We start from the raw sequence: 22,030 nt of genomic DNA, 5'->3' as shown, positions 1-22,030 counted from the left end.
CAACGATCCGTTTTCAAGCTTGAAGGTGTTTTTTATTTGTCTCAGCCTAGGGGGTCAGTCCCGAATCCTTCTCTTTTTTGTATGCTTAAATAACGTAAGCTTAGATATATTTAGTAGTTATAGCAGCTGTGATTAGGCTAGAAGCTGAAAACTCTAGAGTAAAATGCCCGAACGGGAAAGACAGAACACCCTGGAATGGTGCATACTACCTTTAAGGATATCTTAGGAGAAAATAAATGGACAATCTTGTGTATACGCAAAATAATATAAAACAAGAAAATAATAATATGGTCGCAGCAAGAATACCGGGATTGATTTGGATTTTCGTTGCTTTTAATGCTTCTCTATTTCTGCAAATAGAAGGCGGCAGCTCTTTCCTGCACTATGCTTCATTCAGCATACTAATAATTGTCTTTAGTATATTATATTGGTTTTCAAACCGATTCTTGCCGAGAAGAGCTTGGATATACTTCATAGTTCAGGGCTTGATCGTTTATGGCAGCGCCTTTTTTATGTATGACATGTATGCGACAATTATCGCATTATTTCCTTTGCTGTTAGGTCAGGTAGTCGGAATGACTGGGCAAAAAAGGGGAGCTTTCTTTCTTATATTAGCAGGGCTTTCTTTAATTGCGTCAGTCATCATTTTGCCAAAAGAAAATTTGTTGTTCTACTTCATTGTGGCTATTCCTGCTACTGTAATTATCGTTGCCTATGCTGCAATCTTCTTCAAGCAAGTGAATGCAAGAATAAGAACACAGCATATTCTGCAGGAACTGGAAGAGGTACATCACCAGGTGGAGAATCTAACGCTATATAGTGAGCGGCAGCGGATGGCACGTGATTTGCATGATACGCTGGCACAAGGAATTGCCGGTATTAAAATGCAGCTTGAAGCTATTAATGCCCACCTCTCTAATGGAAATCAGGAGCGTGCGCAGCAAATAGTACAACTGGCCATGAAAGGTGCAAGCTCCGTATTGGCAGATTCTAGAATTGTAATTGATGACTTGCGTTTACACGAGGAAAACATCGATTTGGAGTATATCCTGCGAGAGAATACCCAACAGTTTACGATTGCAACAGGTATACCTTGCAGTTTAGATTATGCAGTCGTGCAGTCATTATCACCGAAAATCACTGAGCATTTCTCTAGAATCGTCAGTGAATGTCTTTTGAATATTGCGAGGTATAGCAAGGCAAGCGAAGTGTCTGTCTCTATTACAGGCACTCTGGATAATTTTATTCATTTAAAGATTGAGGATAATGGTGTTGGGTTTGACTTGGAAGAAGTCTCAAACAAGCAAGGTCATTATGGCTTAATTGGTATGAAAGAACGTGTAAGGATTTTGGGCGGAGAGATATACATTAGCAGCATATTGAGCGAAGGTACAACAGTGACAGTGAGCATTCCGGAGAATGGAGAGGGTTAAATGGCGTATAAAGTACTCATCGCAGATGATCATGTAGTCGTAAGAGAAGGACTGAAACTGCTCATAGAAACAAATGAAAATTATAAAACCATAGGCGAAGCTGGAAACGGGGCAGATGCAATCCAGCTTGTAAATGAATTAGATCCAGATATTATATTGATGGATCTGTACATGCCTGTCATGAGCGGTATGGAAGCAATCCGTAAACTATCTGTCACTCACCCTAAGCTGCCTATTATCATTCTTACAACTTATAATGAAGATCAATTGCTGGCCGAAGGGTTTGCTTTAGGAGCAAAAGGCTATCTTCTAAAAGATACTAGTCTCAAATCTTTGTTTCATTCCATGGATGCTGCAATAAATGGGGAGACGCTCATAGGAGAGGACATGATGAAGCGAATCCGCAATTATCAGGAGAAACGGCGGAATGAAAAAGAAAAAGCCCAGCTTTCCCGAATGGAAATCATAATTTTACAAGCCGTAGCCAGAGGGACGACGAGCAAGGATATCGCCTTTGATATGGGTGTTTCGGAAAGGACAGTAAAATCAAGGTTAACTGCTATCTTTAATAAAATGGGTGTGGATTCCCGAACGGAAGCGGTTGCTGTAGCCATTGAATCTGGTTTGATTCACCTTAACTATAATAAATTTTAGGATTTTTAAAAACGTACTGCCCAAACGTACGTTTTTTTTATTTCCTCTCCTTTAGTATGAATGGAGTAAGATATTCAGGTTCGAAAATTAGAAGGGAGATTTTTATGTCAACATTGTTATATAGATTAGGAAAATGGAGTGCATTGCATAAAAAGACTGTTCTTGCAGTATGGGTTGCATTAATTGCAATCATCTTTATTTCTGCTTTTCTTTTAAAGCCGTCTTTTTCCGGTGATATGACTATACCGGGCACACCATCAGAGGAAGCAAACACATTATTGAAGGATGAATTCCCAAGTGGACCGGATGCTGGATCGCTAAGGATTGTGTTTGGAGCAGAAGATAACGAGAATCTAACATCTGAAACTTCCCAGCAAGCAATCAGCGAAGTACTGGATAAGATAATGGAAGATGAAGAAGTAGAATCGGCAGCAAGTCCATTCGAAGCACAGACTATAAATGCAGATGGAACTGTTGCTTATGCTGATATCTCCTATAAGGAAGCTGCTGCCGATCTTCCGGAATCTTCCCTGGAGCATGCTGAGGATAGTATTAAACTTGCTGAGGACAAAGGGCTGCAAGTGGCTATGAAAGGCGACATCATACCGACAGAAGTGGAAATCGGAGGAATCTCCGAGGTGATCGGTATCGTAATGGCCTTTATTGTACTTAGCATCACCTTTGCATCTTTTGTTGTAGCCGGATTACCGATTTTGAATGCATTACTCGGGTTGATTGCTAGCATTGGAGTAACACTGATTGGTGCTAGTATCTTCGACATCACATCATTCAGTTTGTCACTCTCCGTGATGATCGGCTTAGCTGTTGGTATAGATTATGCACTGTTCATCTTCTCTAAGCATAAACAGCAGGTGAGAGATGGAATTGACATTAACGAATCTATTGCAAGGGCTAATGGGACAGCAGGGGGAGCAGTAATATTTGCAGGGCTGACAGTCATTGTTGCCTTGTGTGGTTTGACTGTAGTAGGTATTCCATTCCTTGCAGCAATGGGGATTACGGCTGCATTAAGTGTGCTTTTCGCAGTGCTTGTGTCCATTACAGCTGGCCCAGCAGTATTGGCCCTTGTTGGCAGAAGAATAGAGAAGAAGAATCGTCTGCTAAGTAAATCAGGCAAAAATAATAAGGAACAAACTAACTCGAACGCTTGGGGCCGGTTTGTTATAAAGCAGCCTTTGCTTGTTGCGATTATCAGCATTGTGATTTTGGTAGTAATCAGCATCCCAGCAATGGATATGCAGTTAGGTTTACCTGACGATGGGATGAAGGCAGAAGACGATACGGCACGTCAAGCCTATGACATGCTGTCGGACGGCTTTGGTGAGGGCTTTAACGGACCATTAGCTGTTTTGGTTGATGCTTCCGGTACGAGCGGTGATCAGTCAGCACAGTTCGTAAAAGCTACAGAAGAGATTGGCAGATTGGATAATGTAAGTCAAGTAACACCTGCCGTGCCTAACGAAAGTGGAAAGTATGCCATCATTAACGTGATACCGGAAACTGGTCCAAATGATAGTGGCACAGCCGACCTTGTCCATGATATTCGAGAGCTCTCGTTAAATGACGGCGGAGAGGATATAGGTTTCCGTGTTACTGGCCTGACTGCCATCAACATTGATATTGCTGAAAAGTTGAATGATGCCATACCTATCTTTGCTGTAATCATTGTTGGATTTGCGTTTATTTTGCTGATGATTGTATTCCGTTCCTTATTAGTACCCCTTACCGCAGTAGCTGGATTCTTACTCACTATGACTGCGACATTAGGTTTTTCCGTGTTTATTTTGCAGGATGGATATTTGAATAGCATGCTCGGTATTCCGCAAGAGGGTCCAATTTTGGCATTTCTGCCAATTCTGGTCATAGGTATTCTGTTTGGTTTAGCAATGGACTATCAAGTATTCCTTGTTAGCCGCATGCACGAAGAATATACAATCACCAAGGATCCGGTAAGATCCATTTTAGCGGGTCTCAAGTATAGTGGTCCTGTCGTAACAGCTGCAGGTTTGATCATGATCTTTGTATTTGCTGGATTTATTTTTGCAGGAGATACAATGATCAAGTCAATGGGACTAGCTCTGACGTTTGGTGTGTTGTTCGATGCATTCATCGTTCGCTTGGCACTTATCCCGGCAATAATGAAGCTAATGGGACATGCTACTTGGTACCTGCCAAAATGGCTGGATAGAATAATTCCGAATGTAGATATCGAAGGACATAAGCTGTCTGAGAAACTAAGTGAACTAAATGAAAAAGAATCTGCTGAACGGAAACATTACAAGTCTAATTAAGTAAGTTATCTGCAAAACAGATCATGTACATATACATGATCTGTTTTGCATTTTAGTCATTAAATAAATTTGAGCTGCCCTTTCAATTCCAGTATAGTAACATGTATAGCATTCGAGATTAGAATAGGTGGAATATCTTATGAATACAAACCATGAATTCATGGATTATTGGTTGGCTCTTGATAATTTACAATTGAAGATAAAGAAGGACCTGGAAACGGTTCTGCAAAAAGAATACAATTTATCGATTAAAGAATTTTATGTATTGTACTATTTATCCAAGGCTCCTGAAAAGAAACTTCGTTTGCAGCAGCTCCAAGAATTGATCGGGTTAAGTCAAAGCGCGCTTTCCAGATTGGTTGCGAATATGGAAGCTAGCAGCTGCGGTGCATTGCAGAAGCACGTGTGTACAGATGATCGTAGAGGTACGTATACACAGATGACAGAACTAGGAGAGAACAAACTGCAGGGTGGTCTCCAAACGTTTCAGGAAGTAATAAGCACTAATTTTGCTCAAGTTGACTCTGAACACATACTTAAGCAATTACTGGAGAAATTATAAGATATATAAAAAAGCACCTGATAGGGTGCTTTTTTATATGCCTTTCATTTGACAGAGTTAATTTAAAACGATAAATTAAATGCATGCGTTATGCATATAATTTATGGCTAAGGAGTTTTCAACATGCAAAATTTGTTTAGTACTTATAAAATAAAAAATCTAGAGCTGAAAAACAGAGTTGTCATGCCGCCGATGTGCCAGTATTCGGTAGAAAAGAAAGATGGAATTGCTAATGACTGGCATTATCTTCATTATGTCAGCAGAGCAGTTGGCGGTACAGGATTTATTATTGTTGAAATGACAGATGTGGAGCCGGATGGTAGAATCACGGATTATGATTTAGGTTTATGGTCTGATGAGCAAGTTCCGGCTCTTGCAAAAATTGTAGAGGCTGTACATAGCCATGGAGCAAAAATCGGCATCCAGATCGCTCACGCTGGACGTAAAGCAGAAGATGCAGCTGAACCTGTGGCACCATCCGCGATACCATTTGACGAGAATTCCAAAACACCAAGAGCCCTTACAACAGAAGAAGTGAAAGGGATGGTCGAGAAATTCCGCTTAGCTGTAAGACGTGCGGTACAGGCTGGGTTCGATGCAATCGAAATTCATGGTGCTCACGGTTATCTTATTCACCAATTCCATTCTCCGTTAACGAATAAGCGTGATGATGAATATGGACAGGACCTTACTAAATTCGGTCGTGAAGTTATCGAAGCAGCAAAAGCAGAAATGCCAGTCGATATGCCATTGATTATGCGAATCTCAGCAAAAGAATATGTGGAAGGCGGCTATGACATCGAGGAAAGTATCGAATTCTCTAAAGCTTACAAAGATGCAGGTGCAGACGTGTTTGACATTTCCTCCGGCGGTGAAGGACAAATTGCTGCTTGGGGAAGACCTGGTACACATGCAGCTTACCAAGTTCCATTAGCACGTCAAATTAAAGAAGCACTTCAAGTTCCGGTAATGGCCGTCGGCAGACTAGATGATCCAATATTGGCCAATGCAGTTATCGGAAATGAAGAAGCAGATCTTGTACAAGTTGGAAGAGGAATGCTCAGAAATCCATATTGGACTTTGGAAGCTGCCAAGTTGTTGAGAAAAGAAAATATCGTACCGAAACAGTATGAAGCTGGATTCTAATTTTTTTCAATGTGCCCCTATAATAATTGGGGCATATTTTAATATCTGATGATAGATTGTGAACACGAGTAAGAGGAGCAGCTATAAAGATAATAATTGACTATAATTCATTAATTAATTAGCATATTACGTTCCTTACGTGGATTGTGACGTGATAACCACTTTTCTGACGCTTCCATCATCCATACTCCCATATCATTTAAGTAAAGGATTAATTCATCCGTATTATGAGTTGGGTTTATTGCATACTGAAGAGCTTGCAGCATCTTCTCTTTTTCCTCAGGATAATATCTTGAGAATGCTTCATATGCTGGATATAGGTCTCGGGTATATTGTTTTTCTTCTTCCATTGCTAATGCTAGCCCAGCCCTAATGATAATTTTCATAATCCAAACACAACAGTCTAAAATATCTTCTTTATCCTCATTACCTCTAAGATCCTCTTTTGCTTGCACAATATGGTCTTTTAAATTGATAATATGCTCATTTGCCAGATTTCTATCAGCTTTATAATAAGGTAATTGATCACTTAGATTTTCACCGAAGGCGCATATACTATGAGTTTTGATCATAAAAGGTATGATGGAAAATGTACTAGTATTACAAATATCATCCAGATAAAAAAAGCTCATTTCAACGCCGTTAACACATTTGAATTCTTTGTTTAATTCTTCTTCTGCACTTTTAACCCATCCTAATTCTATATCACTTATTTTTTTAGTAGTGACGCATATCGTATCTAGATCAGAAACACCTAAAATACCTAAACCACGTGGAATTGAACCTCTGATATATACACTATGTAAGTCAGCTCCCAACTGACGTCTATAAATTTTGACTACCTTTTCAATTAATGTGTAGAAGTTAGAATCGATTTTCTCTATGTTTGCATCATTTATTATGTAACCATCAGAATCATTCAGACAAAAATGCCCGATATTTTTTATATGTGTCAATGTATAGCTCCTTTTATTGTGATAAATTTATTTATAGATAGTAGGAAAATAAGGAACAAAATTTATAAAGAGGGTGATTTACTTGAACATACTTTGGGACTTTGATGGGACCTTATTTGATACATATCCTGCTTATACCAATGTCCTTTCTTCTGTTTTAGGAGAAGGAATTGATAAGGAAGATATTTATAGGAAGTTAAAAGTTTCGTATTCTCATGCAATAGAGTACTATGATGTTTCTATAGACAATGAAGCAGAAATAAAAGGTCGCATAAAAAAGTTATTGCCAAAGGATTTAAAACCATTTGATCATGTTGAAGAGATATTGGAGTATGCGACTAAGAATGTGATCATGACCCATAAGCATAGGGAGGGTGTTTTAGCCATACTACAGCATTACGGATGGGAGAAGTACTTTGCTGACATAGTAACAATCGATGATGGTTTCCCTCGTAAGCCTGACCCTTCAGCGTATAAGCATTTGCATACAAGACATGGTATAGACTTAGTCATTGGTGATAGAGATTTAGACCTGCTGCCTGCTAAAGAACTAGGCATCTCAACTTGCATGTATCAGGGAAAAAGCAGCATAGCCGATTATCATCTACAGGATTACGCTGATTTTTTTAGTGTTTTAGTCGCTAAGTAAAGAGAAATCATATGTTTGAAACACCAGTTTCTTCGTAAGTACGTATTAACTTCCATTCTCCATTTTTCCTCCTAAACGTTTGGAAGAATAGGTTAGATGTATTGATTAATTTTCCTTCAAGAGTCATGGTTGCCCTGACAATAGCCATGACTTCTTTTGAATTGAGCGGCAGGATAGTGATTGGAGTTAAGATCCATTCCATTTCTTTATCCTTAAAATATTCAAAGGCTTGCTTCCATCCTGCAACCGACGCTTCCTTACCATGTGTAGAAGTGACTCCATCTCTTACTTCAATCCCTTGGAATGTTTCATCAATTACTATTTCCATAAAGATTAAATCAGCAGCTTTCCACTTTGATAAATACCGATTAATGAAAGAATGAAAGTCATCCAATGTTTCTTCCCCCAATCTAAGTTTGTTGTAAATGTTCCTGTAGTTTATTAACAGATAGTAAAAATGCTAATTTAAAAAGCTGCCAGAACGTAGTCTATGATAAACTGATTTTATCAGAAATTACCATTTGGTGAATAGCTTCCTGGAACAATTATCAGAGAATCTAGATATAGCTATAATCGCTTAAGAGAGAGAAAAAGTGTCTAAGCCAATAGTTGATTTAAGTACCTATAATGCCACGCGGGAAAAAGAAATTTAAAGTTGAGAGAGAAACCATCGCAGGAGCTGTAGGTCATATTGAAGGAGTGCTATGTATTGAAGAAATATCGGTGGTGGTTCTTAGGGACAGGCGCTGTTTTGTTACTGTTTGTCAGCTTCCCATTTGTAGTCATCTATTTGCTAAACAACGGGAATCCCTACACACGCTATTGGACGGAAAAACAAGTTCCCGCACATCTTGAGGCACAGGGCTATACGAAAGGTGATCTGCTTGAAGATCATTGGGTTTTACCTAACTACCGCATAAACAATGACATTTATACAGATGGTTATATGGTTCGTTTCAAGGACGAACCGACTGTTACTTATACATATGGTGTGAAGCGTCACGGCAAGAACATTGTTCAATATTGCGAGAAAGAGATAGAAGCAACTGATATACAAGACTCTTTCCTCATCTCATCTGGTCCGACTGAACATAGTGAGAGCACTTGCATTAATCACTTGGAAAATCGATGAGATAAAGAAGGAACCTCAGATGGTTTCCTTCTTTATCAGTTCCAATCTTTAGCCATAATAATAAAATTATAAGAATTTCCTCTAATTGTATTTTCAAATTCTCCTCTCTTTACAAAACCTTCTTTTTCGTATGTTCTTATAGCTCGTTTATTAAAGTCTGCAACTGCTAATTCAAGATGGTCATACTTAAACAGTTCTCTGCCTTGTTCAATGATTGCCTTGGAGAATTTTGAGCCATGACCTTGACCCGTCAGCGAAGGTTTCATTTGTAGTCCGACTACTAAAATTTCATTATCATCTTCTTGCACATTATAAAACTCACAATTGCCAGCTAAATTCCCTTTTTCGTCAATAACAGAAAATGCTTGATCTGAGTGGATACTTTGTTTAAGAGAGTCTATCTTTTCTCGCTGTATATTGTTGTCGTAAAAAGAATAAATTCCTTCGTAAGTCCATGTAATGATCTCATTAATATCCTCAGTTGTTCGTTTTCGAAAAGAGAATTCCATAAGAGTAAGACCTCTTTCTAATTATTTCATATACTTAAAACTATGATAGACTAATTTTATATAATATTCCAAAAAATATAATTACTAAATTATCCTTTATTGAAGGGGAAGTTGCTATGAACGAAATAAGAGTAGTTATTGGGGCTGGTCCATACATGAATAATCCTAATTGGATACATACACAAGAGGAAGAATTGAATTTATTAGACGAAAAAACATGGCAAAGCAGGTTTAGTAAAGGTTCCATAAAGGCAATCTTAGCTGAGCATGTATGGGAACATCTCACTTATGAGGAAGGCTTAGAAGCAACGAAGATTTGCTTATGTTATCTACAGTCTTCTGGCTATATTCGATGTGCTGTTCCCGATGGTTATTTTCCGGATAAAGCTTACCAAAATATTGTAAAGGTTGGAGGACCTGGACCAGAAGACCATTCGGCTGCCAGTCATAAAATAGTATATAACTATAAGTCGTTAACAAAGATGTTCGAAGCTGCTGGATTTAAGGTTAAGCTGCTTGAGTATTTTGATGAAGAGGGACACTTTCATCAAAATGCCTGGGAGGGAGCGGATGGATTCATCTTTCGATCCAAGAAGTATGACCCTAGAAACCAAGGTGAAAAAATAGTTGCTCCTTCACTTATAATAGATGCTATTAAGTTGTGATAGAAGGTAAATTTAATGTCTAGATAGAGTAGGGTAATGAAAATCTTAAAGAAGACAATATCACCACCAGTAATACATACAATAGACTAGGAGAGAGTACCTATGAATAAAGTGATACATATGAAATCATTGAAATATCCCGATATTCCGCACTATGAATGGAAAGGTCGCTTATTGAAAAGAACGCCAGAGTATGTGATGGTGCTTTGTGAAAGTGGCAGAGAGATGAAACACCATACGAAAAATACAACCTTTACAATAGATGTCAGGTCGATTGAGTACTTCTTTTTGAAAGAAGGTTTTACAGTAGCCATGGAGATTGAGGAAGGAAAAATACGCTCGTATTACTGCAATATTGCGATGCCTTCTATGCTTGATGGTAATCAACTTAGTTTTGTGGATTTAGATCTGGATTTAGTGAAAGGAAGAAATGAAGACTGGGTGGTTGTCGATGAAGATGAATTTGAGAGCAACAGTGTAAAGTATGGTTATCCTGCTGAATTAAAAGAATATGCTTTAAAGTCATTGGATGTATTACAAAAGAAAATAAATGAAAATTCGTTTCCATTTGATGGAAGTGGACTGGGAATAGTAAAAGCACATTATACATTGTAAATACCGGAGGGGAAATATGGATTTGAAACGTTTAGAGAAGACATTACATGAAATTAATCAATTTGGTCATTCAAAAGAGGGAGTAACACGCTTAGCCTATTCTAAAGAAGAGCGACAAGCAGCCGAACTTTTTAGCAACCTTTGTAGACAAGAAGGAATGGATGTTCGAATTGATACTTGTGGAAATGTGATAGCACGTAGGGAAGGCAGTAATCCTGATCTTCCGGTCGTAGCATGCGGTTCCCATTTAGATACAGTGATCCAAGGTGGGAGATATGATGGTACATTAGGTGTTATCGCAGCTCTTGAGGTCATTCGCAGCTTGAATGATAAAGGGATTGAAACAAAACATCCCATTGAGATCATTGCTTTTGCATGTGAAGAATCTTCAAGATTTGGTGTTTCTACAATAGGTAGCAAGGCAATGGCTGGTTTATTAGAAAATGATTCTTTAGCTGATCTTAGGGATAGTGAAGGGAAATATATATCCGATATATTTTCTGAATGTTCCCTTAACTTCAATGAGATAGAAAGAAGTATTCGTAAGAAACAGGACTTTAAAGTGTTCTTTGAATTGCATATCGAACAGGGACCAGTATTAGAAAAGCAATTAAAACAGATTGGCATAGTTACAGGAATTGCTGCGCCTACACGATTTGAAATAAATATAAAAGGACAAGCATCACACTCAGGAACAACACCAATGCACTATCGAAAGGACGCCTTTTTGGGTGCGGCGGAAATAGCATTGCAACTGGAGCATACCGCTAGAAAAGAATCTGGTAATGGAACGGTGGCAACAGTAGGTGCATGTGAAGTAAAACCTGGATCAATGAATGTGATACCAGATTTAGCGACAATGAAAATCGACATACGAGGAACTTCTCTTGATTCAAAGAATAGAGTTATTGAAGAATTATTTACTTCAATTAAACAAGTAGAGGAGAAGCGCAATATTAGTATCGAATATAAAGAGTTGAGTCATGAGCATCCTATCAATCTTAATAAAGAAGTTATTCAATCCTTGGCTGAAAGCTGTGAGCAAAAAGGATATACATATATGCATATGTCGAGTGGAGCTGGACATGATGCGATGAATATGGCGATGCTTTGTGCTACAGGATTAATCTTTGTTCCTTCCAAGAACGGCTTAAGTCACCATCGTAACGAATATACAGAAATTGAGCAGATTGGTATAGGCGTTAGCTTATTGGAAATGGAAGTTCTAAAATGGGCAGGTCATATTCATTGAGAAACTGTCTTAGGAATCTAATAGTTACGCCCTAAGTTTTCTTTTATATCATACTTGATAAATGCTATTACTTACAAAAAAAGAGAGAGTTATAAGGGGGATTCTCGATGTTTGTTGTCAATGTAGAAGGCGCTATCAATCAAGAAGGTAAGTGGTTGATGATCAGAAGGAGTGAAAAAGAAGAGCATGCGGCAGGATGCCTATCCATGGTTGGTGGTAAGTGTGACTTGGAAGGCATGTCCTCTGATATATTGGAAAGATCGCTGAAGCGTGAAATCTATGAAGAAGTAGGCATTGAAGTAGATGACCTTATTTATGTGAACAGCTCCTCTTTTGTTACGGGTAAGGGGACACACGTTATTGATATTGTTTTTCTTTGTCAGCACGTAACAGGTGAACCTTATGCAAAGAGCCAAGAGGAGGTAGGAGAAGTGATGTGGATGACAACGGAGGAGATACTGGTATATAAAGATGCCCCTTCCTACTTGAAAGAAAATATTAAACTAGCTGCGAACAAGCTCACCTTTACGACAGGAGTCTAGTGTTCAAGGCAATCTGACCAAGAGTGTTCAATCAAGACAAAGGAAAAGCTGTCATTATTGACAGCTTTTTTAATTCTTTGATGCAATAACTTCTTTAAAGTTATAGTTCTGCTTTACATATGCAGTCCCCTCAAGAATCCTTCTGGCTGTACGGATTACCTTTATCTCTGACAAGCTGGCATACGCAGTCTCGGTAATGCCGGATGGATGGGCAATGCGCAAGCTTCCCGTTGTTTTCTTTGCTAACGTATGGGGCAATGTTCCAGGAATAGCGCATGCTGCAGTGGTGCAAATTGCGCCAGTTATTGCAAGTGCTTCATGAGGTCTTTGCATCGATAACATACGTAGATGGATATCCATATCGTGAGTGGAGTAAAGGTTCTTGTTTGTATCAGTATAGGCTTTTGCTTTTCCTATCAATGCAAGTTTTGGTACTGCGGGAGATAGCTTAGTAGCTTTATCTCTAGAGGTAAATCCACAAAGTTCAGCGGCAACTGAACGTATTTCCTCGCACCGTTGTAGGTCGGTTTCTGTGAAGGAATCTGGCAGAATGGTTTCTTCTATTCCAAGTTTTGCAGCTTCTACAAAAACTAAAGGGTTGGCAGCATCAACGATAGAACAGACGATGCTGCCAAAGCTCGTCTCAAGTACATCAGTAACATTTCCGGTAGGTAGTAACTCACCTGTTACGGATCCTTCGGCATGACAAAATGTCAAAGCTATTTCCGAGCCATAACCAGGTACTCCGGGTATGGCTGTCGAACCCGTTATTTGAACGTCACCATCTTTAACAGCTACTTCGGCAAGAATCAACTTTTGAGTATTCGTATTCCATATCCTAACAGTCGTGATTGGCTCGGTGGCAGAGACAAGTCCTTCCTGGATTGCAAAGGGACCAACGGCAGAAGAGATATTGCCGCAGTTTCCGTTCATATCCACCGTTTCATCTGTAATACTTACCTGAGCGAAAGTATAGTAGACATCAAAGTCTTTATCCGACTCTGCTTTTCTTATAATGGCAGCTTTGCTGGTTAGTGAATTGGCGCCTCCCAATCCATCAATTTGCCGTTTGTCGGGGCTGCCCATTAAATCGAGCAGAAAAGGTGTCCAGTTCTCCCTTTCAGCAGGCATGTCTGTTTCATGAAGAAAAACTCCTTTACTGGTGCCGCCGCGCATGTAAACAATACGAATCTTTTCCATCAGCTCACGTCCTTTTGGGGATGAAGTAGTTTATACTGACAGCATAGTCTGGATTGTTGATAAAATAAAATATAATTATTTTTCATAAAGTTAAAATTTATTTTATAACTATGAGAAAGTACCTAGGAGGGTGAGCAATGGATGAGAAAGATTGGATCTTATTAAAGCTATTAGGTGAAGAAAAGAGTGTAACGAAAGCCGCGGAACGGTTATTCACTTCTCAGCCTTCATTGACATACCGAATTCAAAAGATTGAGGAGAATTTTCATGTAAAGCTTTTTACCAAACGTAACAGAGGAATCATGTTGACCGCTGAGGGAGAGTATCTTTCTGAGTATGCAGTGGAAATGTTGCGAAAGCTTAAAGAAACGAAAGATGCATTAGCGAACTTAGGAGAAGAGGTTCAAGGCACGCTTCGGTTAGCAGTTTCTAGTAACTTTGCTCAATATAAGCTGCCAGGATTGCTGGCGAAATTCTCTTCTGTCTATCCGAATGTCCAATACAATGTACAGACTGGTTGGAGTACAAGAGTGATGAAATTACTGGATGAGGGGGATGTGCACTTAGGTATACTGCGCGGAAACCATCGTTGGCAAGGAGTGAAGGAAATTCTGACAAGAGAACAACTTTATGTGATTTCTAAACAGCAAATCAGTATTGGGCAGCTGCCTCTTCTTCCTTTCATTAAATACAATACTGATACGTCCTTGAAAACGATCATTGATGGATGGATACATGAGCATTTACAGCATGCACCGCTTACAGCAATGGAAGTGGATCGGCAGGAAACGTGTAAAGAGATGGTTAAACACGGTTTAGGTTATTCGATAGTTCCTGAAATCTGCCTCCGTGAATCCGATCAGCTATACCGTATCGGTCTGACAAATGAAAAGAAAGAGCCATTGCTTCGTGAAACATGGTTGATGTATGACCCTAAATCTCTCGATCTTCAAGTGGTGAAGGCGTTCATCGGTTTTCTGAAACAAGAACAGCATGTAACAATATAAAAAATACTTATGAGTTTTGCAAAAATAGTTATATTTAACTTATCTCCTGCTATGTAATATGCTATGTCAAATGCTTCTTCACAAAAGTAAATGAAAGCGTATTCAAAGAGAGGGGAATTAACATGCTGACGATATTAGGGTTTTCAATGATGATCGTATTTACTGTACTGATTATGTCTAAAAAGCTGTCTCCCATTGTAGCCTTGACGGTTACACCGATTTTCTTTGCTATAATTGGAGGTTTTGGAGGAAGTCTTGGGGATATGATTTTAGATGGACTCCAAACCGTTGCCAGTTCAGCGGCCTTACTGTTATTCGCTATTCTTTTTTTCGGAATCCTTATTGATGCTGGGCTATTCGATCCTTTGATTAAGAAGATTCTCGCAGTAGTAAAGGGAGACCCAGTCAAAATTGCGATTGGATCAGCTGTACTGGCAATGCTAATTGCATTGGACGGAGACGGGACGACCACTTATATGATTACTGTTTCTGCAATGCTGCCTTTGTATAAACGGATTGGTATGAATCCATTGGTTATGGCAACAGTTGCGATGCTTGCTTTGAGTATTATCAGCGGTATGACTCCTTGGGGAGGTCCAGCAACTAGAGCGATCGCGGTACTAGGATTGGATCCTTCTGAATTCTTTGTTCCGCTTCTACCAACGCTGCTGGGAGGTATCATTTTCGTTATCTTTACAGCCTTTATGCTAGGGATTAAAGAGCGGAAACGTATAGGTGTAACGCAAATCGGGACTAATTCCTATGAATCTGAACCATATATGGCGGCGGCATTAGAAGGAGATTTATTGAAACGGCCAAAGCTGCGCTGGATTAATTTGTTCCTTGTTATAGCTATTTTGGTATTGCTAGTTATGGGGATCATGCATCCTGCTGTACTTTTCCTCATAGGTTTTGTGTTGGCTCTATCAATCAATTACCCAAATATCCAGATACAAAAAGAACGTATTGCTGAACACGCTAGCAATGCAATCACAGTTGTATTACTTGTATTTGCAGCAGGCGTATTCGCCGGAATTCTCTCTGGAACAGAAATGGTCAATGCAATAGCAGGTTCTATTGTTGCAATCGTTCCTCCTTCCATGGGTGAACTTTTCCCGGTGGTTGTCGCTATCACAAGTCTTCCATTAACCTTTGTCCTTTCAAATGATGCTTATTATTTCGGGATGGTACCTATATTTGCTGAGGCTGCTTCTGCTTTTGGGGTTGATCCTATTGAAATTGCCAGGGCCTCCATCTTAGGGCAGCCGGTGCATCTTATGAGTCCGCTTGTAGCTTCTACAATACTTCTTGTCAGCATGTTGAAAATTGATCTTGGTGCATTTCAGCGATATGCAGTCAAGTGGGCTGTTTTAACTTCTTTATTTATTATCCTAGTGGCAATCGTAACAGGGGCAATCACATTTAAATAGATTTGTACGGGTCTTTATACTACTGTTTCATCATCACTCAAAAGTGGAACAAGTATCCATGACATAACTTCAGTAAAGGAGACTTGATCATGGAACCAAAAGATATGCAAACAGACGGTACGCCAAAACAGGAACAGGATCGGCAGCCTGGTATTGAAGCACGGATGGAGCCGCTGCCGCATCAGCCACATAATTACAAAGGAGCAGGTCGGCTGCAGGATAAGGCGGCTCTGATCACGGGTGGTGATTCCGGGATTGGTCGTGCGGTAGCGATTTTGTATGCGAAAGAAGGCGCAGATGTTGCTATCTCCTATTTTGATGAACAAGAGGACGCAGAAGAGACGAAGCGCTTGGTTGAAGCAGAAGGTAGAAAATGCTTGCTGCTGCCCGGTGATATCAAAGATGAAGCGCATTGTGTCGATTTAGTAGAGAAGACAGTTGCGGAGTTTGGCAAGCTTAATATCTTGGTGAGCAATGCTGCTATCCAATATGTAGTTGACGATGTGCTGGATATCTCAAGTGCACAATTTGATGAAGTGTTCCGCACAAACTTCTATCCTTTGTTCTATTTGACGAAGGCGAGTGTCAAACATATGAAGGAAGGTGATTCCATCATAGCGACTTCTTCCATCAATGCTTTTCAGGGCAATGCCATCTTCATGGATTACTCGGCAACGAAAGGTGCAATAACAGCTTGGATTCGCAGTATTGCGCAGAGCCTGGCAAGTAAAGGAATCCGTGCGAATTCTGTTGCACCTGGTCCAGTTTGGACACCGCTTATCCCAGTTTCCATTCCGGCAAATCATATTGAAAACTTCGGACAAAGCAACTTGATGGGACGACCAGGTCAACCTTCTGAACACGCATGGCCTTATGTGATGCTTGCTTCTGATGAGAGCTCCTATATGACAGGGCAGACGATTCATATCAATGGAGGACAGTGGACATCATCCTGATTGTATGAAGATAGCACCAGCTGTTTTGCTGGTGCTTCTTTTTTATGCATTTACTTGAGATCGTTCTGCTGGTGCATAAGCATCCAGATAGTTGGCACTCCAATCGTCAATATGCAGCTTCAGGATTTGGTCGATGGCAAGCAGATTTTCCTTGTTGAGAGTCAAGTCCTCAACACCTGTGACTTCATCCAGCTGATCTGGCGTATATGCACCCCAGATAGCTACATCCACCCCGTCCTGTTCAAGTACCCAGCGCATCGCTAATTGAGCGATTGTCTTATCACGGCTCGCGGCAAAGTTCTTCAATTGCTCGACCGCATCAAGGACTGCTTCGAATTTGCCACTTTCAAATAATGGGTGTGAAGAACGGAAGTCATCTTCTGAAAATGTAGTGGACTTCGTTAGTGCCCCTGCCAGCAAGCCATGTGCCATTGGTCCCCAGGCTAAACCGCCGATATTATGCTGTTTTGCGTAATCAAACCAATCCCATAGGCCGCGCTGCAGCATGTTGAACTGATTTTGCGTGACATGAAGTGGTGCTTCTTGCTGGAAGGCTTCCATTTCCTGTGGTGTAAAATTACTGACTCCGATAGCTCGAATTTTACCTTTTTTGTATAAGTTGTTCATAACGCTGGCGAGCTCTTCCATAGGAATTTCATGGTCAGACCAATGCACTTGATATAGATCCAGATAATCAGTTCCTAAGCGCTTCAGGGTCAGATCCAGTTCCTTTTCCACATTTTCTGGACGCATATCACGGAACAGTTGCTTGTCATCAGTCCAATTGACTCCAGGCTTTCCGGCCAGGACGAGCTTGTCACGAGGTATGCTTGATTCCTGCAGTGCTTTGCCGATAAATTCCTCTGATCTTCCGAGCCCATAATCAGGGGCAGTATCGATTAAATTGATGCCTTGGTCGAGTGCAGCATGGACGGTATGTTTGGCACTGTCCTCATCTGGTTCACGCTGCCACAAATATCCTCCCATGGCCCATGTTCCTAAAGCAATTTGTGTTACTTCCAAATCACTTGTTCCAAGTGTCACTTTCTTCAAGTTAAGTCATTCCTTTCTCATGTGCTTTTGGAAATTGTGTTCCCGTCTTTTGGAAAACAAAACACATGAGCAAGGTTATCATTTAGGGCCAAAACGCCGGAATAGTGAGCGGATACCGAAATAGATAGTACTGCCAATTGCTAAGATTATAATCAAGAGCATGATGGTATTTTCCATAGATTTTCTCCTTTTTAAGGTCCGATTTGGAATAAACGCAAAATGCCGCGGCCGATCCATAGAAGTAAGCGAAAAGGCAAAAATAGTAGCTCTGGTATCCAAAGCAGAATATCGAGAATATCCCATTTGTGATTCGGATCAGCTTCCCTTTTTCGTTTTCTCCGTCGTTCCCGCAGTGTCAACAGTCATCTCTCCCTTTTGGAAAAAATAGGTTATATTCATCTTATCATAATTTACTAACAAAACGTGTTATTCAGAGCATGTTCAAGCTATCTCACCTTGACAAATGTTAAGATCCGGAACACTATAAAAGAAAGCGCTTTCCAACAAGGGTCAAGCAGAGACTTGATAAAGGGGTGTCATGCATTTTGGATACAAAGGGATTGTGCAGGACATTAATTGTCGATGATGAAATTCTTATCCGACAAGGTATCAAACATTATCTGAATTGGGAGAAGGAAGGGTTCACAATAGTAGGGGAGGCTTCAAACGGAAAAGAAGCTTTGGAACTGATCGAATCGCTGAACCCGCACATTGTTATTACAGATGTCGTCATGCCGATTATGGACGGAGAAGCTTTGACGAGGATTGTAAATGAAAAATATCCGCATATCGGACTGATCGTATTGAGCAGCTTCAGTGAATTCGATTATGTAAGAAGTGCTTTTCAGAACGGAGTTATCGACTATATTCTTAAACCAAAGCTGAATGCAGAAGTGTTGCTAAAGGCTCTGCGCCTTGCGGCAGGACAATTGGAAGGGTTTCATCTCAGCAGTGAGGGAGAGCATGAGCAAACATTAAAGGATAAATTAAGATGTCTTTATGAGGGAACAGATGTCTCTTTTGAGGAAGAAGAAACATCTTATTTTCCATATAAGTATTTTCAAGTACTAAGCTATAGTCTTGAAGCTGATAAAACAGGTAACCCGTTCCATGAATATATAGCTAATCAAGATGGAAACCTGACATCAATTTTAACAACTTCAAATCTGCATATTTACTTGTGGAATGGCAACCAAATGTTTAGTGAAGATGTATTTTCACGATTACCTAAATCAAGTTCTGTATGCAGTACGGGAGCTTTCGATGACCTTTTAGAACTGAAAGGAAAGCAAAAGGAAATTGAAAAGTTGGAGAGTTATCGGTTCTTCTTTCCGGAGAAGTTGTATCTGTCTGAAGATATCTTGCCGCTTCCGCCTGGTGAGAGAAAGGTGTTTCAATTAGATCGCTTTATTGAAGAGTGCAAGAGGGACAATTTTCAAGAGGCTTTTTCTTATTTAGAAGAACATATCGGGCAGATGGTGCTTGATTATCAACAAGATATCGTCGAATATAAAGCATTTCTCAATAATATTATGTTCAATTTAATTGTACTGCTTGGCAATATGAATTATCAGACTGAGGAGCTGGAGAAAAAGAAGTATACGTATTTCCAACAAGTCGGCCAGTCAACTGATGTTTATGCAGCCAATCAGACGGTTGAATCATTCTTGAAGGAAGTAAAGCGGATTGTGGAAACAGAAGAAGGACAGGGACATATGCGGAAACTAACAGACTATATCAAGGCGCATTATCATGAATCGTTATCATTATCTGATATTGCGAACCATTTCCATTTCAGCCCTTCTTATTTATCTAATTATTTTTCCGCGAATAGTAAGGAGGGGTTCAGCGAGTATCTTAATCGTGTCCGGATTGAGGCAGCTATTACCTTGCTTAGACAAAACGATATCCCTATCTCAAAGATCAGTGAGCAGGTCGGTTTCTCAGATCATAGTTATTTTTGTCGTGTTTTTAAAAAGCAAACGAGCTATTCTCCTTCGCAATACCGGCGAAAACGGATAATGAGCTGAGGAGGAATAGCTGATGAAGATTAAAGACCAGCTTCAGCCTAATGGCCTGTTTATGAAGATGTTCCTTATAACAGTTGCACTTATTATTTTAGTAGCTATCACCGTAATACTTACGACGATTCGAATGGCTGAACAATTCTTCGTTGAGAAGTTCAGCATCACCAATTCGCAAATAATCGATCAAATTCAATATGATTTCGAGGAGTTGAATTACAGCATTGTAATGGCTGCTACTGATATCGGTCAGAGCAGCACAATTGAGGCTTATTTATCAGAGAAGGAGCCGGATAATGAGCGTATCATGAGTCTTTACCTCGTGATGAGCCAAATTGATCATCTACGGGAACAGCTAGGTGATCAAAACGTAGAAATTGCAATCGCTGATCAGGATGCAATCTCATACAGGACGAACTTTACGTATTGGCCTACTAATCCAACAGATATTCGTAACCATGACATTACGGAAACGATTATCAAGGAGCCGAACAAGCTGCTTTATTTTCAGGATTCACGAGAAGCATCTGATAATTACGTGATCGCGGCGAAGGCTCTACTTGATCGGGAAACAGATCAATCCTATGGTGCGGTGTACTTTCCGATTAAAGAGGGGCAGTTGCGTTCCTTTTACACAGACTATGTAAAGCCGGGGAATGATTTTTATGTGCTGGATCAAAACGGCAAAGTGGTCTCAAGCAGTTTAACGAATGTAATTGGACAATCGCTTCCAGAGCTTAGTCAGGAAGCGGAGAATATGCAAACTGACGGAGAAACATACCGGGAGGTCAAGTTTCAGGATACAAATCAAATTATACTGGCAGAATATCTGCCTTATTTTGATATGTACCTTATAAATATGGTGGATAAGCAGACCGCTGTAGGCAATCTGATTGATACAAAGCAAATTGCATTATTGCTTATAGGTGTTGTTGTTCTTGCGCTAATCATTGTTTTCCTTGTTACGAAGCGGCTGACCAACTCCCTATCGAAACTTGTTAAAGACATTGAAGCAGTACCACAGAAAGGACTCAAGCGGCGCCTCGTATATGAAGGTACATACGAAACAAACCAAATTGGTCTTGCTTTCAACAGCATGATGGATGAACTACAAGTGTATGTAGAAAAACTCATCGAAGCGCAAAAACAGCAGCGCCATGCTGAGCTGGCTGCATTGCAGCAGCAAATTAATCCGCATTTCCTCTATAATACAATGGCTTCCATCAAGTTCCTGGTCATGATGGGGGAAAGAGAAGAAGCTGAAAAAACGATTGATGCATTCATTACGCTTTTGCAAAATACAATCGGCAACGTTGATGAATCAGTTACCGTAGAGTTGGAACTACAGAATTTAAAAAACTATGTGCTAATCAATCAAAAAAGATACGGGGAGAGGATTCAGGTACAGTTCATGGTGTCTCCGGATTGTTTGGACTATCTTATTCCGAAGCTGATATTGCAGCCTTTTATCGAGAACTCATTTTTCCATGCTTTCAATAAAAAGGCTAAAGGTACAATTTCGGTGCTTGTATGGAAAGAAGCAGACGATCTTGTATGTGAAATAGCCGATGATGGCGATGGGATGGCAGCTTGTAAAGATCTGCCCAATACGAACCGCAATCGACAACTGTTTTCCGGTATCGGAGTTAAAAATGTGCATGAACGAATGCAGCTTCTATATGGGACAGATTATGGTGTGTCCATCACCAGTGAGACAGGGCAGGGTACGAAAGTGAGCTTAAGACTGCCTGCAGTAAAAGAAGATGAAAGAGATGTAATTTAATACCATAGCTGGCCGTCTACACTGTCGACTTTAGGGAGCGGTATAAGAAAAAACAAGAGAGAAAATACAAATAACAAAAAATAATCCTAATCCATCATAATGAAAGCGTTATCAATATAGAGATTAAATCCTAGTATGACTCAATAAATT

22 protein-coding genes are annotated in these 22,030 nt (G+C 40.0%); 16 read left to right on the top strand and 6 right to left on the bottom strand.

Translation table 11 applies throughout. The features are described from left to right. Window positions 1-236: 236 nt before the first annotated feature. The 5 genes from AE2B122_RS17855 (at window position 237) to AE2B122_RS17835 (ending at window position 6,107) form a co-directional block, all read left to right on the top strand. Window positions 237-1,433, top strand: coding sequence for a sensor histidine kinase (locus AE2B122_RS17855; RefSeq protein ID WP_175074949.1), 1,197 nt, complete (start codon window positions 237-239; stop codon window positions 1,431-1,433). Next, entirely contained in the window at window positions 1,434-2,087 is a 654-nt protein-coding gene (locus AE2B122_RS17850; RefSeq protein WP_175074948.1) for a response regulator transcription factor, read from the top strand. 104 nt (window positions 2,088-2,191) lie between these two features. Beyond that, window positions 2,192-4,399: an MMPL family transporter gene (locus tag AE2B122_RS17845; protein ID WP_175074947.1), complete on the top strand. Its 2,208-nt coding sequence runs from the start codon at window positions 2,192-2,194 to the stop codon at window positions 4,397-4,399. A gap of 139 nt (window positions 4,400-4,538) precedes the next feature. After that, complete coding sequence (locus AE2B122_RS17840; RefSeq protein ID WP_175074946.1) at window positions 4,539-4,961, top strand: MarR family winged helix-turn-helix transcriptional regulator; 423 nt, start codon at window positions 4,539-4,541, stop codon at window positions 4,959-4,961. 123 nt (window positions 4,962-5,084) lie between these two features. Further along, window positions 5,085-6,107 (top strand): NADH:flavin oxidoreductase/NADH oxidase, encoded by a 1,023-nt coding sequence (locus tag AE2B122_RS17835; protein ID WP_175074945.1) that lies wholly within the window; start codon window positions 5,085-5,087, stop codon window positions 6,105-6,107. Between the two features lie 110 nt (window positions 6,108-6,217). Here the strand turns inward: AE2B122_RS17835 and AE2B122_RS17830 are convergent, their stop codons facing one another. After that, window positions 6,218-7,063, bottom strand: coding sequence for a nucleotidyltransferase (locus AE2B122_RS17830; RefSeq protein WP_175074944.1), 846 nt, complete (start codon window positions 7,061-7,063; stop codon window positions 6,218-6,220). An 82-nt stretch (window positions 7,064-7,145) separates the two neighbouring features. Here AE2B122_RS17830 and AE2B122_RS17825 point away from each other — a divergent pair, with 82 nt between their 5' ends. Next, window positions 7,146-7,712, top strand: a complete 567-nt coding sequence (locus AE2B122_RS17825) for an HAD-IA family hydrolase (RefSeq protein WP_175074943.1) — start codon at window positions 7,146-7,148, stop codon at window positions 7,710-7,712. Between the two features lie 7 nt (window positions 7,713-7,719). On the opposite strand, the gene AE2B122_RS17820 is transcribed toward AE2B122_RS17825, so the two are convergent. Continuing rightward, window positions 7,720-8,106, bottom strand: a complete 387-nt coding sequence (locus tag AE2B122_RS17820; RefSeq protein WP_175074942.1) for a hypothetical protein — start codon at window positions 8,104-8,106, stop codon at window positions 7,720-7,722. A 315-nt stretch (window positions 8,107-8,421) separates the two neighbouring features. Between AE2B122_RS17820 and AE2B122_RS17815 the strand changes: the two genes are divergently transcribed. Then, on the top strand, window positions 8,422-8,844 hold the full coding sequence (locus tag AE2B122_RS17815) for a DUF3139 domain-containing protein (protein WP_175074941.1): 423 nt from the start codon (window positions 8,422-8,424) through the stop codon (window positions 8,842-8,844). A 35-nt stretch (window positions 8,845-8,879) separates the two neighbouring features. Here the strand turns inward: AE2B122_RS17815 and AE2B122_RS17810 are convergent, their stop codons facing one another. Continuing rightward, entirely contained in the window at window positions 8,880-9,353 is a 474-nt protein-coding gene (locus tag AE2B122_RS17810) for a GNAT family N-acetyltransferase (RefSeq protein ID WP_175074940.1), read from the bottom strand. A gap of 116 nt (window positions 9,354-9,469) precedes the next feature. Between AE2B122_RS17810 and AE2B122_RS17805 the strand changes: the two genes are divergently transcribed. From AE2B122_RS17805 to AE2B122_RS17790, 4 genes are all read left to right on the top strand, one after another. After that, on the top strand, window positions 9,470-10,018 hold the full coding sequence (locus AE2B122_RS17805; RefSeq protein ID WP_175074939.1) for an SAM-dependent methyltransferase: 549 nt from the start codon (window positions 9,470-9,472) through the stop codon (window positions 10,016-10,018). Window positions 10,019-10,120: 102 nt separating this feature from the next. Further along, window positions 10,121-10,633, top strand: a complete 513-nt coding sequence (locus AE2B122_RS17800; RefSeq protein ID WP_175074938.1) for a DUF402 domain-containing protein — start codon at window positions 10,121-10,123, stop codon at window positions 10,631-10,633. Between the two features lie 16 nt (window positions 10,634-10,649). Continuing rightward, window positions 10,650-11,885: a Zn-dependent hydrolase gene (locus tag AE2B122_RS17795; RefSeq protein ID WP_175074937.1), complete on the top strand. Its 1,236-nt coding sequence runs from the start codon at window positions 10,650-10,652 to the stop codon at window positions 11,883-11,885. Between the two features lie 107 nt (window positions 11,886-11,992). After that, window positions 11,993-12,427, top strand: a complete 435-nt coding sequence (locus AE2B122_RS17790; RefSeq protein ID WP_175074936.1) for an NUDIX hydrolase — start codon at window positions 11,993-11,995, stop codon at window positions 12,425-12,427. Between the two features lie 69 nt (window positions 12,428-12,496). Here the strand turns inward: AE2B122_RS17790 and AE2B122_RS17785 are convergent, their stop codons facing one another. Then, the gene (locus AE2B122_RS17785; RefSeq protein ID WP_175074935.1) at window positions 12,497-13,627 is read right to left on the bottom strand and encodes a 2-methylaconitate cis-trans isomerase PrpF family protein; all 1,131 of its coding nucleotides are present in this window, start codon (window positions 13,625-13,627) and stop codon (window positions 12,497-12,499) included. 137 nt (window positions 13,628-13,764) lie between these two features. Here AE2B122_RS17785 and AE2B122_RS17780 point away from each other — a divergent pair, with 137 nt between their 5' ends. The 3 genes from AE2B122_RS17780 (at window position 13,765) to AE2B122_RS17770 (ending at window position 17,020) form a co-directional block, all read left to right on the top strand. Beyond that, complete coding sequence (locus tag AE2B122_RS17780; protein WP_175074934.1) at window positions 13,765-14,634, top strand: LysR family transcriptional regulator; 870 nt, start codon at window positions 13,765-13,767, stop codon at window positions 14,632-14,634. 122 nt (window positions 14,635-14,756) lie between these two features. After that, window positions 14,757-16,064, top strand: a complete 1,308-nt coding sequence (locus AE2B122_RS17775) for a CitMHS family transporter (RefSeq protein WP_175074933.1) — start codon at window positions 14,757-14,759, stop codon at window positions 16,062-16,064. Between the two features lie 89 nt (window positions 16,065-16,153). Then, the gene (locus AE2B122_RS17770) at window positions 16,154-17,020 is read left to right on the top strand and encodes an SDR family oxidoreductase (RefSeq protein WP_175074932.1); all 867 of its coding nucleotides are present in this window, start codon (window positions 16,154-16,156) and stop codon (window positions 17,018-17,020) included. Between the two features lie 42 nt (window positions 17,021-17,062). Here AE2B122_RS17770 and AE2B122_RS17765 read toward each other — a convergent pair whose 3' ends face one another. Together AE2B122_RS17765 and AE2B122_RS17760 are read right to left on the bottom strand one after the other, a co-directional pair. Beyond that, complete coding sequence (locus AE2B122_RS17765; RefSeq protein WP_254593550.1) at window positions 17,063-18,064, bottom strand: aldo/keto reductase; 1,002 nt, start codon at window positions 18,062-18,064, stop codon at window positions 17,063-17,065. Window positions 18,065-18,264: 200 nt separating this feature from the next. Then, window positions 18,265-18,432, bottom strand: a complete 168-nt coding sequence (locus AE2B122_RS17760) for a hypothetical protein (protein WP_175074930.1) — start codon at window positions 18,430-18,432, stop codon at window positions 18,265-18,267. Between the two features lie 186 nt (window positions 18,433-18,618). Here AE2B122_RS17760 and AE2B122_RS17755 point away from each other — a divergent pair, with 186 nt between their 5' ends. Both AE2B122_RS17755 and AE2B122_RS17750 read left to right on the top strand, forming a co-directional pair. Continuing rightward, window positions 18,619-20,103 carry a response regulator transcription factor gene (locus AE2B122_RS17755; protein WP_175074929.1) on the top strand — a complete coding sequence of 495 codons (1,485 nt, stop codon included), beginning with the start codon at window positions 18,619-18,621 and terminating at the stop codon, window positions 20,101-20,103. A gap of 13 nt (window positions 20,104-20,116) precedes the next feature. Then, window positions 20,117-21,880, top strand: coding sequence for a sensor histidine kinase (locus tag AE2B122_RS17750; RefSeq protein ID WP_175074928.1), 1,764 nt, complete (start codon window positions 20,117-20,119; stop codon window positions 21,878-21,880). Window positions 21,881-22,030: the final 150 nt, after the last annotated feature.

Origin of the sequence: Terribacillus sp. AE2B 122 (assembly GCF_902497585.1) — a bacterium.
GTDB classification, from domain to species: domain Bacteria; phylum Bacillota; class Bacilli; order Bacillales; family Amphibacillaceae; genus Terribacillus; species Terribacillus saccharophilus_A.
This window is presented reverse-complemented; position numbering and strand designations above follow the sequence as displayed.